The organism is Streptomyces sp. NPDC017520 (assembly GCF_044329855.1).
Taxonomy (GTDB): domain Bacteria; phylum Actinomycetota; class Actinomycetes; order Streptomycetales; family Streptomycetaceae; genus Streptomyces.
On sequence record NZ_JBIRKB010000008.1, the window covers coordinates 392,100 to 406,823 of the forward strand.

The following is a 14,724-nucleotide window of genomic DNA, read 5'->3' on the forward strand; positions in this document are numbered from 1 at the left end:
CCGGCACGGAAGTGCCCGGGGTCCACCGCAGGTCACGCCAGTGGTCCAGACCCATATTCGGTCCGGCGGCGGGTGCCGAGCACTGGCCCGATCCGACTGCGAACCGGGATAGTTGGCGCACCGCACGGCACCCGCAGACCACCTTCCGCATCCGACCGGGGGTCACGATCATGACCAGTCCGACTTCGCGCAGAACCGTTCTGACCGCCGCGCTCGCCGCGGCGGCTGCCGCCGGCACGGTGGGATCCGCCGCGTCCGCGTCCGCCGCCCCGACCTCGCCCACCGGCTCCTCCGCCGTCCCGGAGGCCCTCGTGGACAACCGTTTCTGGCACACCTACACCGACTGGCGCTGCGGCACGGGCGACGGGACCCGGGTGCTTCCGGGGCCCCGGCCCGGCGTCGTGATCGCCGCCCCGGCCGGCCGCACCGAGTACACCGACCCGCACACCGGCAGGACGGCCGCCTGGGACTACGCCACCTGGACCTCCCCGGTGCGCCGCTCCACCGTCCCCGCCACCGAGGTGATCGCCTCCTGGAACGCCCGCACCCCGGCCGGCACCTGGATCCAGGTCGAGCTGAGCGGCGTCTACGCGGACGGCACCGCGACGCCCTGGTTCGTGATGGGCCGCTGGGCGGCGGGCGACGGCGACATCCGCCGCACGTCCGTCGACGGCCAGGGCGACCCGTACAGCTCCGTGTGGACGGACACCTTCTCGGTGGACGACCCCGCGAGCGGCGTCCGCCTGGTCTCCTACCGGCTGCGGCTCACGCTGTACCGCACCCCGGGCAGCCGCCTCACCCCCACCGTCTGGCGGGTCGGAGCGATGGCCTCCGACGTGCCCGACCGCTTCACCGTGCCCGCGAGCACCCCCGCGCTCGCCCGCGAACTGCCCGTGCCCCGCTACTCGCAGAACATCCACATCGGGCAGTACCCCGAGTACGACAACGGCGGTGAGGCGTGGTGCAGCCCCACCTCCTCGCAGATGATCATCGAGCACTGGGGCCGCCGCCCCACGGCCGAGGACCTGGCCTGGGTCAAGCCCGGCCTGCCCGACCCCCAGGTCTGCCACGCCGCCCGCCAGACCTACGACTACCAGTACGAGGGCTGCGGCAACTGGCCGTTCAACGCCGCCTACGCCGCCACGTACCGCGACCTGAACGCCGTCGTCACCCGGCTCGGCTCGCTCACCGACGTGGAGCGGCTGATCCGCGCCGGCATCCCCGTCATCACCTCCCAGTCCTTCCTGAAGGAGGAACTGACCGGCGCCGGATACGGAACGGCCGGCCATCTGATGACGGTCATCGGCTTCACCCCCGAGGGCGACGTGATCGCCAACGACCCAGCGTCCCCCGACAACGACGCGGTACGCCGCGTCTACCGGCGGCGCGAATGGGAGAACATCTGGCTGCGGACCAAGCGCTATGACGCGGGCGGCAAGGTCAGAAGCGGTACGGGCGGGGTGTGTTACGTCTACTGGCCGACCCGGACGACACCGGGCCAGTGGCGCGTGCTGAGGGCGCTCGGCCTGCTGTGAGCAGGTGCGGCCGGGGCCACGCCGTGCGGGGAGTGCCCCGCACGGTTCCGGTCGGTGAGCCGGGGCCGGGCCCAAAGCGCCGGGGACGGCTCCCGGTGGTCCGTCGGGCCACCCGGCGGCGGGGCCGGTGTGGCGTGCCCCACTGCGCGCTCCCGCCCGCGTGGCCCGTTCCGGCCCGTTTTCCCTGCCGTACCTGCGGAGCGCGACACCGGCGGACGCTCGGCCCGCCCGGGACCGTGACGGGGATCTCGTTTTCCGCGGCGCGGGGTGCTGGCACTCTGGTCGGGTCCCGGGGAAACCAGCCGAAGCCGCACGAAGAGTGAGACGCCATGACCGCGACCGCCGCCGCAGGAAACGCCCACCACGCCCGCCGCGCGCGCACCGGCGGTCCCGAGGACGGCTCCAAGCTGCTGGAGCACATCGCCGGCTGGGCCTTCGTGGTCGTGTTCGCGATGCTCGTCACCCAGCTCGGCCTGCTGTGACGGCCTGACCCCGATCGCGGGCACCGGGCAGTGCGTGCGGAGGGGCGGGGCGTGCGACGAGGGGGCGGACCGTGCGAAAGGACGGGGCGCCGCCCGGCACCCCGCCCGTTCCGCCCGTCGATCCCGTGAATGCCGGCGGATCGCCCTGATCAGCTCGCCGTTCCCGGCGTCACCGCGCAGCTCCCGGAAGAACGTGCCTCCCAGGCCCTGTTCGTTCTTGTCGTTCATCTTGGTGCCGATGGTCTCCGGGGTGTCGTAGCTCCACCAGTTGGTGCCGCAGTGCGCGTACGCCGTACCGGCCGGCCGCGGTGCCTTCCAGGCGCCGAAGAAGTCATAGGTCATCGGCAGGTACCAGTCGAGGTGCTTCGCCGCCCCCGCGCAGTCCACCGCGTCGGTCTTGCCGCCGTCGGAGCCGTCCGCCGTGATCGCCGAGGTGACCAGGTCGGTCCCGAAGGACTTGCGCAGCTGGTTGAAGTTGCCGCGCAGCGGCTGGTGGTCGCTGCCTGCTGCGCGGCGGGGGCGGCGCAGCCCGCGCTGTTGCCCCTCGTGACGGGAGGCATCCGATCGGGCATACTCGACCCGCCACAGCCGATCACCGCGCCACCCGTGACCCGGGAAGGCAGGATCGTCTGGGCAGACTGCTTTTCCCGGGTCACTTCCGGGAGATCACCCGGCGGCGCCTCTCCCACCCCGAGCGCGTGACCGCCGCAATGCCCGACAGGGAGGAGAGCGCCGTCATGTCCGACCGTGCCCCGCAGCCGGTGGAACGCCGTCTGCCCACCGAGGAGTCCCGGCAGCTCGTCGCGCTCGTCCGCGACATCGTTTCGAAGGAGATCGCTCCCCGGGCGGCCGAGGAGGAGGAAGCGGGCGTCTTCCCCCGCGAGGTCTTCACCCTCCTGTCCGAGGCCGGACTCCTGGGACTCCCGTACGACTCCGCCCACGGCGGCGGTGACCAGCCCTACGAGGTCTACCTCCAGGTACTGGAAGAACTGGCCGCCGCCCGGCTCACCGTCGGTCTCGGCGTCAGCGTCCACTCCCTCGCCTGCCACGCCCTGGCCGGGTACGGCACCGGCGAGCAGCGCGCCGCGCATCTGACGGCGATGCTCTCCGGGGGCCTGCTGGGCGCCTACTGCCTCTCCGAACCCGCCTCCGGCTCCGACGCCGCCTCCCTGCGTACCAAGGCCGTGCGGGACGGGGACGACTGGGTCATCACCGGGACCAAGGCCTGGATCACCCACGGTGGGGTCGCGGACTTCTACACCGTGCTCGCCCGCACCGGCGTCGAGGGCCCCCGCGGCATCACGGCCTTCCTCGTCCCCGGCGACGCCGAGGGGCTGAACGCCGCTCTCCCCGAGAAGAAGATGGGGATGAAGGGCTCGCCCACGGTCCAGCTCCACTTCGACGGCGTACGGGTCGGCGAGGACCGGCGCATCGGTGAGGAGGGCCAGGGTTTCGCCATCGCCCTGTCCGCGCTCGACTCCGGGCGCCTCGGTATCGCCGCCTGTGCTGTCGGGGTCGCCCAGGCCGCCCTGGACGAAGCCGTCCGGTACGCCACGGACCGGCGGCAGTTCGGCCGCCCCATCGCGGACTTCCAGGGGCTGCGGTTCATGCTCGCCGACATGGCCACCCAGATCGAGGCCGGCCGGGCGCTGTACCTGGAGGCGGCACGGCTGCGGGACGCGGGGGAGCCCTTCTCCCGGCAGGCCGCCATGGCGAAGCTGTTCTGCACGGACGCGGCTATGCGGGTGACCACCGACGCCGTCCAGGTGCTCGGCGGTTACGGCTACACGCTCGACTTCCCGGTCGAACGGCTGATGCGCGAGGCGAAGGTGCTCCAGATCGTGGAGGGCACCAATCAGATCCAGCGCATGGTCATCGCGCGCCACCTCGCGGGTCCCGAGACGCGCTGAACCGCAGCGGCGCCCCGGGCCACGGGGGCAGCGCCGCGGCCTGGCGCCACTCCGGGTCGCGGCGGCCCGGCAGTGTGCGGCCGTCGCTCTCCCACTGTCTGAGCAGCGCGCTGTAGATCGGCGGGTCCGCGGGGGCGCCCATGGGTGGGGTCCCCGAGGAGCGGGGCGGCTGTTGTGGGGGCGTTTCCGGCTGCGGAACCGATTCTTCGGGGGCGGGTGCGGCGAGCCGTCGGCGACCCGAACCGACTGTTGAATGCGGCGTGGTCATACGGGGCCAACGCGGCGGGGCGGGCCGGGGTCACTGCCACGCCGATTCGACCGCTCGTTCGCGGGCGCCCGCCCCCGGCCGCCGGCGACCGGGGGACGCGGTGCCTCGGGCACCACGGCGGCCCGGCCGCCGTGGTGCCGGGCCCCGCGAGCCCGGCATGATCCAGACGAAAGGCCCTACGGGTCAGGCGGCCTCGCGCCGCACCCCCGGCACGCGCAGCGGACGGGAGCCGGGTCCCCCGGCGTGCGAGAAGGGCTGCATCCGCCAGTCGAGTCCCTGGGGGAGCGTCAACAGCAGCCCCGCCTCCTGCTCCTGGAGCTCCAGCGTCTCGTCCGCGGGCCGGGCGTCGCTCACGCCGCGGCCGGTTCCGGCGCAGACGGTGAGGACGAAGGGGTTCCACGGCGTGGGGCACCGGGCGTGCTCCGGCAGGACGTCCTCGTCGGCCAGCAGCGCGATGGGCTGGGCGCAGTCCGGGCAGATCACCCGGACCATCTCGAACATGTCGTACGCGTCGGCGCTACCGTCGTCGTCCGGATCAACAGGCTCCGGTTCGGTACGTTCGGTGAGCTTCAGGCTCTGCATGGAAATTCCCCCCTCGGGTGGGCCGACAAGGCGCCACGGCCTCGACCACAGCAAGCACTTCCCGCCGCGCATCCCCGATAACCGCGAGGCGGCCCGCTACCGACCCGCGGGCATGTGGCATTCGTCACATGCGGTCCGCAGGTGCCGAACCGTGACCCGCGCGACTGTGCCGAGCGGCGCCCTGGGCCATAGGTTGATCCACATGGAGGAGCTGGACCGTCAGATCGTTGAGTTGCTCGTCAAGGACGGGCGGATGAGCTACACCGACCTGGGCAAGGCCACGGGCCTGTCCACTTCGGCTGTTCATCAGCGCGTCCGCCGACTGGAGCAGCGCGGGGTGATCCGCGGCTATGCCGCGGTCGTCGACCCCGAGGCCGTCGGGCTGCCCATCACCGCGTTCATCTCGGTGAAACCGTTCGACCCGAGCGCACCCGACGACATCGCCGAACGGCTCGCCGGAGTACCCGAACTGGAGGCCTGTCACAGCGTCGCCGGGGACGAGAACTACATCCTCAAGGTGCGCGTGGCGACCCCGCTGGAGCTGGAGCACCTGCTCACCCGGATCCGTACGCTCGCCGGTGTGTCCACCCGGACCACCGTCGTCCTGTCCACCCCGTACGAGGCCCGGCCCCCGCGTATCTGAGCGGCGGGCCGCCCGCCGCGGAGGAGGGGGCCGGGGACCGGGCGGCGGCCGACAGGCGCGAGACTGGTCCCATGAGCCAGAGCACCGCCCCCCAGAGCGCCCCCGAACACCGCACCGTGCTGTTGCGCGGCGGCGACGTCCACAGCCCCGCAGACCCGTTCGCCACCGCGATGGTCGTCGAACGCGGCCATGTCGCCTGGGTGGGGTCCGAGGGGGCCGCCGACGCCTTCGCGAGCGGCGTGGACGAGGTGGTCGACCTCGAAGGCGCCCTGGTCACCCCGGCGTTCACCGACGCCCATGTGCACACCACCGCCACCGGCCTGGCCCTGACGGGGCTCGACCTCTCCGGCGCCCGCACCCTGTCCGAGGCCCTCGGCCTCGTCCGTGCGTTCGCGAACGGGCGCCCCGCCGGGGACGTTCTGCTCGGACACGGCTGGGACGCCGCCCGCTGGCCCGAGCGGCGCCACCCCTCGCGCGCCGAGCTCGACGAGGCGGCCGGCGGCCGGGCCCTGTACCTGCCGCGGATCGACGTGCACTCCGCGGTCGTCACGACGGCCCTGCTGGACCTCGTCCCCGGCGTCACCGCGATGACCGGCTACCACCCCGACGCGCCGCTCACCGGCGACGCCCACCACGCGGTTCGGGCCGCCGCGCACGGCGCGCTCCCGGCCGCCCAGCGGGGAGCCGCGCAGCGCGCCGCCCTCGACCACGCCGCCTCCCTCGGCATCGGCAGCGTGCACGAGTGCGGCGGACCCGAGATCTCCGATGAGGAGGACTTCACCTCGCTGCTCGCCCTCGCCGCCGAGCGGCCCGGACCCCGCGTCGTCGGCCTCTGGGCCGAGGAGATCGCCGACGAGAAGGATGCCCGGCGCATCCGCGAGCTGGGCGCGATCGGCGCGGCCGGTGATCTGTTCGTCGACGGCTCCCTCGGCTCGCACACCGCCTGCCTGCACCGGCCCTACGCGGACGACCCGCACACCGGTGCCGCCCACCTGGACGCCGCCAGGATCGCCGCCCATGTCACCGCCTGCACCGAGGCGGGCCTGCAGGCGGGCTTCCACGCCATCGGCGACGCCGCGGTCACCGCCGTGGTGGACGGGATCCGGGCCGCCGCGAAAACGCTCGGCCTCGACCGGATCCGGGCCGCCCGCCACCGCGTCGAACACGCCGAGATGCTCACCCCCGAGACGATCGCCGCCTTCGCGGAACTGGGCCTCACCGCCTCCGTCCAGCCCGCCTTCGACGCCGCCTGGGGCGGCCCGGAGGGGATGTACGCCGAGCGCCTCGGCGCGGAGCGGGCCGCCACCCTCAACCCGTACGCGGCGCTGCTGCGGGCCGGAGTGCCGCTGGCCTTCGGCTCCGACAGCCCGGTCACCCCGCTCGACCCCTGGGGCACCGTGCGGGCCGCCGCCCACCACCGCACCCCGGAGCACCGCATCTCGGTCCGCGCCGGGTTCACCGCCCACACCCGGGGCGGCTGGCGGGCCGTCGGCCGCGACGACGCGGGCCTCCTGGTGCCCGGCGCCCCGGCCGACTACGCCGTCTGGCGCACCGCCGAACTCCTGGTCCAGGCCCCCGACGACCGGGTCGCCCGATGGTCCACCGACCCCCGTTCCGGCACGCCCGGCCTGCCGGATCTCACCCCCGGGGCCGACCTTCCCGTCTGCCTCCGGACCGTGGTCTTCGGACAGACTGTCTACGTGCGACCGAACGAGTGACGTCGGGACATTTCGTACCGCCGATCGATGGCCCGATCGCTGGTCCGCGACCTGCGACCCTTCCGTACTGACCAGGCGATTCCGGAAAAAGTCGCAGGTCGCACGGGTGTTGACAGAAAGCGCCCACGGGCCGGTAGGTTCGGCCGGGTCCACCACAGGACGTCCGTCCGGTTGAACCTCCACGCAGTCGTCGAACGCCGCTGGGTCATGAGGTGGTGTGCCGCACCGGCCCACCACCGCCGACAGCCAGGTTCAGCGCCCGCGCCTCGGGGGCGAGGGAAGGTTCCAGCCGGACGGAGGGTGGGACCCGGGTGGGGCCCGGACGTTCAGTAGACAACGGCTTTCGGTCGACCCGCAGCCAGCGGGTCCCAGGTCGGCCCGAAGGGCGCCGGGCCCCGATCCGAAGTTCCGACGCTTTCTCCCGCGTCCTCTCCCGGAGGGGGTCGCCGTGTCCCGGGCCCGTGTTCTGTCCGCAGTTCCACGGGTCTGTCCGCGCCGCGCCGCGCGCCCGCGCGACCGCGTCGGCGCCCGACGGGCGGTGCGCTGGATATGGTGTCCCCCTGTGTACGGACTCTAAGGGGCAGTAGTGAACGACGGCGGTCAGAGGCAGTTCGGCCCGCTCGGCAAGGTTCTGGTGATCATTCCGACCTACAACGAGGTCGAGAACATCGGGCCGATCGTCGACCGGGTGCGTACCGCCGTCCCGGATGCCGACATCCTGGTGGCCGACGACAACAGCCCCGACGGCACCGGCAAGGCGGCCGACGAGATCGCCGCGGCCGACGACCAGGTCCACGTCCTGCACCGCAAGGGCAAGGAAGGGCTGGGCGCCGCCTACCTCGCGGGCTTCGCCTGGGGCTCCGAGCACGGCTACGGCGTGCTCGTCGAGATGGACGCCGACGGCTCCCACCAGCCCGAGGAGCTGCCCCGGCTGCTCACCGCGCTCAAGGGCGCCGACCTGGTCCTCGGATCCCGCTGGGTGCCGGGCGGCCGCGTGGTCAACTGGCCCAAGAGCCGCGAGGTGATCTCGCGCGGCGGCAGCCTCTACTCCCGGCTCGCCCTCGGTCTCTCCGTCCGGGACGTCACCGGCGGCTACCGCGCCTTCCGCGCCGGGACGCTCGACGGCCTCGGACTGGACGAGGTCGCCTCGCAGGGCTACTGCTTCCAGGTGGATCTCGCCCGGCGTGCGGTCGAGGCGGGCTATCACGTGGTCGAGGTCCCCATCACCTTCGTCGACCGGGAGATCGGCGACTCCAAGATGAGCCGGGACATCCTCGTCGAGGCGCTGTGGCGGGTCACCAGCTGGGGCGTCACCTCCCGCGCGAACAAGGTCCTGGGCCGCAGGACCCTCTGAGACCCCGCACCGGCGCACGCCGGGGCTCCGGACCGGCGAACGAGGGCGCGGCCCGACCGGCTTCATGATCACCCGCTTACGCCGTTCGCACGCCGGTACAGGCACACTGGGGACATGACGACCGGCACTCCGCCCCCGACCCGTCCCCGGCGCTCGCGCGCCCGTAGATTCCTGCCGCCGGCCCTGGCCGCCTGGCTGGTCCTGGAGATCTGGCTCCTGACCCTGGTCGCCTCGGCCGCCGGCGGCCTCGTCGTCCTGCTGATCCTGGTGGCCGGGGCCGCGCTCGGCGCCGCGGTCATCAAGAGTGCGGGCCGACGCGCCTTCAAGAACCTGACCGAGACCCTCCAGCAAATGCCGGGGCAGCCCGGCGCCCCGGCCACGCCGTCGGCCGCCCCCGCGGGCGGCAAGGGCTCCCGGGGCAACGGGCTGCTGATGCTGGGAGGGCTGCTGCTCGTGATCCCCGGCCTGATCTCGGACGCGGCCGGACTGATCCTGCTGGTGCCGCCGGTGCGCACCATGGTCAGCCGGTACGCGGAGCGCTCACTGGAGCGCCGCATGCGGGCCGCGACGCCGGGTGGCCTCTCGGACGCCTTCCAGCAGGCCAGGATGGGCCGGCCGGACGGAAAGGTCGTCCAGGGCGAGGTCATCCGCGACGACGGCTCCCAGGCGCCCTCCGGGCCCGAGGACGCTCCCCGGGGGCCCCGCCCGCCCCTCACACCCTGACGGCATGGCTCCCGGCGTACCGGGGGGCCATGCCGTGGGGACCATGCGTCGGGGCGTACCGAAGAGCCGCGGGGGGGGGGGGGGGGGGGGGGGGGGGGGGCGCCGGGGGGGGGGGGGGGGGGGGGGGGGGGGGGGGGGGGGGGGGGGGGGGGGGGGGGTTGGGGGGGGGGGGGGGGGGGGGGGGGGGGGGGGGGGGGGGGGGGGGGGCCGCCCCGGCCCGCGGGGCGGGCTACCCGGGGTGGGCCCCCCCCCCCCCGCGGCTCTTGGCGCTGTGCTGCTGTGTCGTACTAAGCGGTCAGGCAGACTTCCTGCTGTCCCGCGGGTGCACGGCGATGTTCATGGCTCCGGAGCGCAGAACCGCCAGCCTCTCGGCCAGCACCTCCTCCAGCTCCTCGCGGGTGCGCCGCTCCATGAGCATGTCCCAGTGCGTGCGCGCCGGCTTGCCCTTCTTCTCCTCGGGGCCATCCCCGTCCACCAGGAGTGCCTGGGCGCCGCACGCCTTGCACTCCCACTCCGGCGGAATCTCTGCTTCTACCGAGAACGGCATCTCAAATCGATGTCCGTTCTGGCATGCGTACTCCACCGCCTGGCGCGGGGCCAGATCGATGCCGCGGTCCGTCTCGTAGCTGGTAACCACAAGTCGCGTGCCGCGGAGAGCTCGCTCACTCATGAATCGTGCCTCCCGGGCTTGTCGCCCACAGGACAAAATGTCGCTGTCGTCGTCATCCGGTCAACGTCCGGTCGGCGGTAAAGATTCCCGTTGCCGGTCATGCGTCGCCCGTCGTGCCGCTGCTTTGTCTGGGTTGAGTACCCGCGCATGCCCGGTTTGTCACCTCTGGTGGAAGTTGTCACTCAACGGTTGAGCCGCTTCCACTGGCAGTAACGGTCCTCCCGGGCAGGCCAAAGACGTATACTACCGCCCTTTGACTTCAACGTCTAAATCCGCTCCGGCACGGGGTTGCCCGCGGCCTCCACCGCACGCCTCACCGGGACCCGCGCGAGCAGCACCGCGCCGAGCGCGAAGAACACGATCAGCGAGATGATCGCGTCGCGATAGCTGCCGGTCAGCTGGTAGGCCAGACCGAACACCAGGGGCCCCAGCCAGCTCAGTCCGCGGTCGCTCAGCTCGTACGCGGAGAAGTACTCCGCCTCCTTGCCGCGCGGCACCAGGTGCGAGAAAAGCGAGCGCGACAGGGCCTGGCTGCCGCCCAGCACCAGGCCGATCGCCGCCGCCAGAACGAAGAAGAACGCCGGAGCGTCGGCGGGCAGCAGATAGGCGGAGATCAGGATGAGGGTCCAGATCACCAGCGATCCCAGAATGGTGCGCTTCGCCCCGTACGTACGGGCGAGCCGCCCCATGCCGAGCGCCCCCGCCACCGCCAGGATCTGCACCAGCAGCACGGCGACGATCAGCGTCGTCTGATCCAGGCCCAGCTCCTCGGAGCCGTACAGCGAGGCCTGCGAGATCACCGTCTGGATCCCGTCGTTGTAGACGAGATAGGCGAGCAGGAAGGAAAGCGTCAGCGGGTGGCGCCGCATGTCGCGCAGGGTCGTTCTCAGCTGCTGCCACCCGGATCCGACCGCTCCCTCGCCGCTCGGCGGGATCCGGCGGTCACGCAGCCGGCGCAACGGTACGAGGGTGAACGCGCCCCACCACACACCGGCCGAGGCGAGGCAGATCCGCACCGCGTCGGACTCCGCGAGCCCGAAGGACTCGTGGCCGGTGTAGAGGATCAGGTTGAGGACCAGGACGACGGCGCCCGAGGTGTAGCCGAAGGCCCAGCCGCGCGAGGAGACCGCGTCGCGCTCCTCCGGCTCGGCGATCTGCGGCAGATAGGCGTTGTACAGGACCATCGACACGGAGATGGAGGCGTTCGCCACGATCAGCAGGAACGCGCCCAGCAGATAGCGGTGGCCGTCCAGGAAGAACATCCCCGCCGTCGCCGCGGCCCCCGTGTAGGCCGCCGCCGCCAGCAGTGGCTTCTTGCGCCCGGTACGGTCCGCCGCCGCGCCCACGATCGGCATCAGCACGACGGCCACCACGATGGACGCCGAGACGGAGTACGCGAACAGCGAACCCGCGCGCACGGGTATGCCCAGCGGGTGCACGAACCCGTCGGGATCGGCCGCCGCCTTGGCGATCGACGTCAGATACGGACCGAGGAAGACGGTCAGCACGCTGGTGGAGTAGACGGAGCACGCGAAGTCGTAGAAGTACCAGCCGTGCTGCTCGCGTCTGCGGGCGGCCGCCGTCCCGTCGTCCGGCGGCCGCCCGGCCGGATCGGCCTTCCCTGTGGTCCCGGTGCTCACGCCGCGCCCCCTCGGTCGTCCCCTGTGGACGTGGACGGACCGGGCGTCAGGACCATGCCCCCCGCTCGCTCAGCACCGTACGCAGCGTCTCGATGTGATCGGTCATGATGCCATCCACGCCGAGGTCCAGGAGCGCCGCCATCCGCTCCGGCTCGTTCACCGTCCAGACGTGCACCTGGAGCCCGAGCGCGTGCGCCGTGCGCACGAAGCGGGCGTCCACCACCGGGATACCGCCCTGCCGCTCCGGGACCTGGGCGCAGACCGCGCCCGCGCGCAGCGCCGCCCGGATGCCGTACGAACGCAGGCGCAGCCCCAGGACGCCGCGCACCCCGTACGACGTGGCCAGGCGGGGGCCCGCCAGGCGGTGGGCGCGGGCCACCCGGGCCTCCGAGAACGAGCCGACGCAGACCCGGTCCCAGGCGTCGGTGCGACGGATCAGAGCGAGCAGCGGCTCCAGCGCAGATTCCGCCTTGAGGTCCACGTTCCAGCGGGCCCGGGGGAACTCCTCCAGGAGCTCCTCGAAGAGCGGGAGCGGCTCGTTGCCCCCGACCCGGGCCCGGCGCACCTCGCTCCAGGGCAGCGCGGAGATCCGGCCCCGGGCGTCGGTGACCCGGTCCAGCGTCGCGTCGTGGAAGGCGACGAGACGGCCGTCCGCCGTGGTGTGCACATCGGTCTCGAAGTAGCGGTAGCCCGCCTCGGACGCCCGGCGGAAGGCGGTCGCGGTGTTCTCCAGGCCGTCCGCCGCCCCGCCGCGATGGGCGAAGGCGATCGGCGCCGGGTGGTCCAGATAGGGGTGGCTCGGATTCACTGCGGCAGTATGGCCTGCCCGGATGCCGGGTCGGCAACGGGGCCGGAACCGGCGGGCGGCGCGGGGGTGGACGGCTCCCCCGAGGCGACGGTGACACCCGGCCCGGCGGGCTCGGGGAGCGCGAACATCCGCAGGAAGAACTGGGCCAGCGGGCCGATGGCCAGCGCGTACAGCACCGTGCCCGCCCCCAGCGAGCCGCCCAGCAGGAAACCGGTCACCACGACCGCCACCTCGATCGCCGTGCGGACCAGCCGGATGGAACGCCCGGTCACCCGGTTCAGCCCGGTCATCAGCCCGTCGCGAGGCCCCGGCCCGAACCGGGCCGCGATGTAGAGACCGGTCGCCACCCCGTTGAGCACGATGCCCAGGACCATGACGGGCACGCGGAACCCGAGCCCGTCCAGGTCGCCGACCACGGCGAGCGTCCCGTCCATCGCCAGCCCGACCACGAAGACGTTCGAGACCGTGCCGAGCCCCGGCCGCTGGCGCAGCGGGATCCACAGCAGCAGCACCACCGCGCCGATGATGATCGACACCACGCCGATCGATATCCCGGTCAGCTCCGCGAGGCCCTGGTGCAGCACGCCCCACGGCTCCAGGCCCAGCTCGGCCCGCACCAGGAGCGCGGAGCTCGCCCCGTACAGCGTCAGGCCGACGTACAGCTGGACCAGCCGCCGGGTGAGATGAGTGGTGCTCCGGCCGGTGGTCCTGGCCACGTCGTGCCCCCTGCTGTGGTGGTAGTGGACTGCTTCGTGCCACTCTGTGGCAGGGGATCGGTCACCAACTATGGCCAATCCGAGGAAGGTGGACTGATTTTGATGGCGCAGTGGACATCGACGGTGGGGGCGGCCCAGCTCGCCCGGCAGCTCCGGTCGCAGCAGGCCCGGCCCACCGGACCGGGCGGCCGCAAGCCGCCCGCCTACCGTGCGCTCGCCGACGGGGTGCGGCTGCTCGTCCTGGAGGGCCGGGTCCCGGTCGCCGCCCGCCTCCCCGCCGAACGCGAACTGGCCCTCGCCCTGGCCGTCAGCCGTACGACCGTCGCCGCGGCCTACGAAGCGCTGCGCGCCGAGGGCTTCCTGGAGTCCCGGCGCGGTGCCGGCAGCTGGACCGCCGTGCCGGCCGGCAACCCGCTGCCCGCCCGCGGTCTCGAACCGCTGCCGCCGGAGTCGCTCGGCTCGATGATCGACCTGGGCTGTGCGGCCCTGCCCGCGCCCGAGCCCTGGCTGACCCGTGCCGTCCAGGGGGCACTGGAGGAGCTGCCGCCGTACGCCCACACGCACGGCGACTACCCGGCCGGACTGCCCGCCCTGCGGCAGATGATCGCCGACCGCTACACCGCGCTCGGCATCCCGACCATGCCCGAACAGATCATGGTCACCACCGGCGCGATGGGCGCCATCGACGCGATCTGTCACCTCTTCGCCGGCCGCGGCGAACGGATCGCGGTCGAGTCCCCCAGTTACGCCAACATCCTCCAGCTGATGCGCGAGACGGGCGCCCGCCTCGTCCCGGTCGCGATGGAGGAGGGGCTCGGCGGCTGGGACATGAACCGCTGGCGCCAGGTCCTGCGGGACGCCGCGCCCCGGCTCGCCTATGTGGTGGCCGACTTCCACAACCCCACCGGCGCGCTCGCCGACGAGCAGCAGCGCCGGGAGCTGGTGGACGCGGCCCGGTCCGCCGGAACGGTCCTGGTCGTCGACGAGACCATGAACGAACTGCGCCTGGACGCCGATGTCGATATGCCGCGCCGTGTCTGCGCCTTCGACCCGGCGGGCAGCACGGTCCTGACCGTCGGCTCGGCCAGCAAGGCCTTCTGGGCCGGCATGCGCATCGGCTGGGTGCGCGCGGCCCCCGACGTCATCCGCAGTCTGGTCGCCGCCCGCGCCTACGCCGACATGGGCACCCCCGTCCTGGAACAGCTCGCCATCAACTGGCTCATGGGCACGGGCGGCTGGGAACAGGCCGTCGAGGTCCGGCGCGGCCAGGCGCGGGAGAACCGGGACGCCCTGGTCGCGGCGGTGCGCCGGGAGCTGCCGGACTGGGAGTTCACCGTGCCGCGCGGCGGCCTGACGCTGTGGGTACGCACCGGGGGCCTCTCCGGATCGCGGCTGGCGGTGGCCGGCGAACGGGTCGGCGTCCGGGTGCCGTCGGGCCCCCGCTTCGGGGTCGACGGGGCCTTCGAGGGATACGTACGGCTGCCGTTCACGGTCAGCGGGCCCGTCGCGGACGAGGCGGCCGTACGGCTGGCCGCCGCGGTGGACCTGGTGCGTTCCGGGGCAGGCGTGGGGGCCGACACCCCGCGCAGCTTCGTGGCCTGAGCGCTTCCGGGCCCCGCCGGGACGCCCGCGGGCGGGAAGCGGACCGTCGGTGGACCGGCTCCCGCCCGCGATG

General features: G+C 73.2%; 13 protein-coding genes and 1 pseudogene. 8 read left to right on the forward strand and 6 right to left on the reverse strand.

Translation table 11 applies throughout. From position 1 onward, the window contains the following. Positions 1-170 precede the first annotated feature (170 nt). Together ACH4KB_RS21840 and ACH4KB_RS21845 are read left to right on the forward strand one after the other, a co-directional pair. Entirely contained in the window at positions 171-1,535 is a 1,365-nt protein-coding gene (locus tag ACH4KB_RS21840; RefSeq protein WP_398067538.1) for a peptidase C39 family protein, read from the forward strand. A 329-nt stretch (positions 1,536-1,864) separates the two neighbouring features. Continuing rightward, positions 1,865-2,017: an SCO1431 family membrane protein gene (locus tag ACH4KB_RS21845; protein WP_398067539.1), complete on the forward strand. Its 153-nt coding sequence runs from the start codon at positions 1,865-1,867 to the stop codon at positions 2,015-2,017. Between the two features lie 138 nt (positions 2,018-2,155). Here the strand turns inward: ACH4KB_RS21845 and ACH4KB_RS21850 are convergent. Beyond that, positions 2,156-2,485 (reverse strand): annotated as a pseudogene (locus tag ACH4KB_RS21850) (chitinase); the annotation flags it as partial. 269 nt (positions 2,486-2,754) lie between these two features. Here ACH4KB_RS21850 and ACH4KB_RS21855 point away from each other — a divergent pair. Next, complete coding sequence (locus ACH4KB_RS21855) at positions 2,755-3,927, forward strand: acyl-CoA dehydrogenase family protein (protein ID WP_398067540.1); 1,173 nt, start codon at positions 2,755-2,757, stop codon at positions 3,925-3,927. Between the two features lie 451 nt (positions 3,928-4,378). Here ACH4KB_RS21855 and ACH4KB_RS21860 read toward each other — a convergent pair whose 3' ends face one another. Further along, the gene (locus ACH4KB_RS21860) at positions 4,379-4,777 is read right to left on the reverse strand and encodes a hypothetical protein (protein WP_398067541.1); all 399 of its coding nucleotides are present in this window, start codon (positions 4,775-4,777) and stop codon (positions 4,379-4,381) included. A gap of 202 nt (positions 4,778-4,979) precedes the next feature. Here ACH4KB_RS21860 and ACH4KB_RS21865 point away from each other — a divergent pair, with 202 nt between their 5' ends. The 4 genes from ACH4KB_RS21865 to fxsA all read left to right on the forward strand — a co-directional run bounded on the left by ACH4KB_RS21865 (position 4,980) and on the right by fxsA (position 9,215). Continuing rightward, on the forward strand, positions 4,980-5,420 hold the full coding sequence (locus ACH4KB_RS21865) for an Lrp/AsnC family transcriptional regulator (RefSeq protein ID WP_215111217.1): 441 nt from the start codon (positions 4,980-4,982) through the stop codon (positions 5,418-5,420). Between the two features lie 71 nt (positions 5,421-5,491). Further along, a complete protein-coding gene (locus ACH4KB_RS21870; RefSeq protein ID WP_398067542.1) occupies positions 5,492-7,138 on the forward strand; it encodes an amidohydrolase in 1,647 nt (548 codons plus the stop codon). A 586-nt stretch (positions 7,139-7,724) separates the two neighbouring features. After that, a complete protein-coding gene (locus tag ACH4KB_RS21875) occupies positions 7,725-8,492 on the forward strand; it encodes a polyprenol monophosphomannose synthase (protein ID WP_398067543.1) in 768 nt (255 codons plus the stop codon). Between the two features lie 114 nt (positions 8,493-8,606). After that, positions 8,607-9,215 (forward strand): FxsA family membrane protein, encoded by a 609-nt coding sequence (gene fxsA / locus ACH4KB_RS21880; protein ID WP_398067544.1) that lies wholly within the window; start codon positions 8,607-8,609, stop codon positions 9,213-9,215. Between the two features lie 295 nt (positions 9,216-9,510). Here the strand turns inward: fxsA and ACH4KB_RS21885 are convergent, their stop codons facing one another. The 4 genes from ACH4KB_RS21885 to ACH4KB_RS21900 form a co-directional block, all read right to left on the reverse strand. Next, positions 9,511-9,885 (reverse strand): RNA polymerase-binding protein RbpA, encoded by a 375-nt coding sequence (locus tag ACH4KB_RS21885; protein ID WP_003959706.1) that lies wholly within the window; start codon positions 9,883-9,885, stop codon positions 9,511-9,513. Between the two features lie 266 nt (positions 9,886-10,151). Beyond that, positions 10,152-11,525 carry an MFS transporter gene (locus tag ACH4KB_RS21890; protein ID WP_398067545.1) on the reverse strand — a complete coding sequence of 458 codons (1,374 nt, stop codon included), beginning with the start codon at positions 11,523-11,525 and terminating at the stop codon, positions 10,152-10,154. Positions 11,526-11,571: 46 nt separating this feature from the next. Continuing rightward, positions 11,572-12,333, reverse strand: coding sequence for a glycerophosphodiester phosphodiesterase (locus tag ACH4KB_RS21895; RefSeq protein ID WP_398067546.1), 762 nt, complete (start codon positions 12,331-12,333; stop codon positions 11,572-11,574). Next, positions 12,330-13,049, reverse strand: a complete 720-nt coding sequence (locus ACH4KB_RS21900; RefSeq protein WP_398067547.1) for a YitT family protein — start codon at positions 13,047-13,049, stop codon at positions 12,330-12,332. The genes ACH4KB_RS21895 and ACH4KB_RS21900 overlap by 4 nt, the downstream gene beginning before the upstream one ends. Before the next feature lie 102 nt (positions 13,050-13,151). Here ACH4KB_RS21900 and ACH4KB_RS21905 point away from each other — a divergent pair, with 102 nt between their 5' ends. After that, positions 13,152-14,651 carry a PLP-dependent aminotransferase family protein gene (locus ACH4KB_RS21905; protein ID WP_398067548.1) on the forward strand — a complete coding sequence of 500 codons (1,500 nt, stop codon included), beginning with the start codon at positions 13,152-13,154 and terminating at the stop codon, positions 14,649-14,651. Positions 14,652-14,724 lie beyond the last annotated feature (73 nt).

Coding starts and splice junctions, on each gene's coding strand:
- ACH4KB_RS21840 (WP_398067538.1), top strand. CDS start 171: ATGACCAGTCCGACTTCGCGCAGAACCGTTCTGACCGCCGCGCTCGCC.
- ACH4KB_RS21845 (WP_398067539.1), top strand. CDS start 1,865: ATGACCGCGACCGCCGCCGCAGGAAACGCCCACCACGCCCGCCGCGCG.
- ACH4KB_RS21855 (WP_398067540.1), top strand. CDS start 2,755: ATGTCCGACCGTGCCCCGCAGCCGGTGGAACGCCGTCTGCCCACCGAG.
- ACH4KB_RS21860 (WP_398067541.1), bottom strand. CDS start 4,777: ATGCAGAGCCTGAAGCTCACCGAACGTACCGAACCGGAGCCTGTTGAT.
- ACH4KB_RS21865 (WP_215111217.1), top strand. CDS start 4,980: ATGGAGGAGCTGGACCGTCAGATCGTTGAGTTGCTCGTCAAGGACGGG.
- ACH4KB_RS21870 (WP_398067542.1), top strand. CDS start 5,492: ATGAGCCAGAGCACCGCCCCCCAGAGCGCCCCCGAACACCGCACCGTG.
- fxsA (WP_398067544.1), top strand. CDS start 8,607: ATGACGACCGGCACTCCGCCCCCGACCCGTCCCCGGCGCTCGCGCGCC.
- ACH4KB_RS21885 (WP_003959706.1), bottom strand. CDS start 9,885: ATGAGTGAGCGAGCTCTCCGCGGCACGCGACTTGTGGTTACCAGCTAC.
- ACH4KB_RS21905 (WP_398067548.1), top strand. CDS start 13,152: ATGGCGCAGTGGACATCGACGGTGGGGGCGGCCCAGCTCGCCCGGCAG.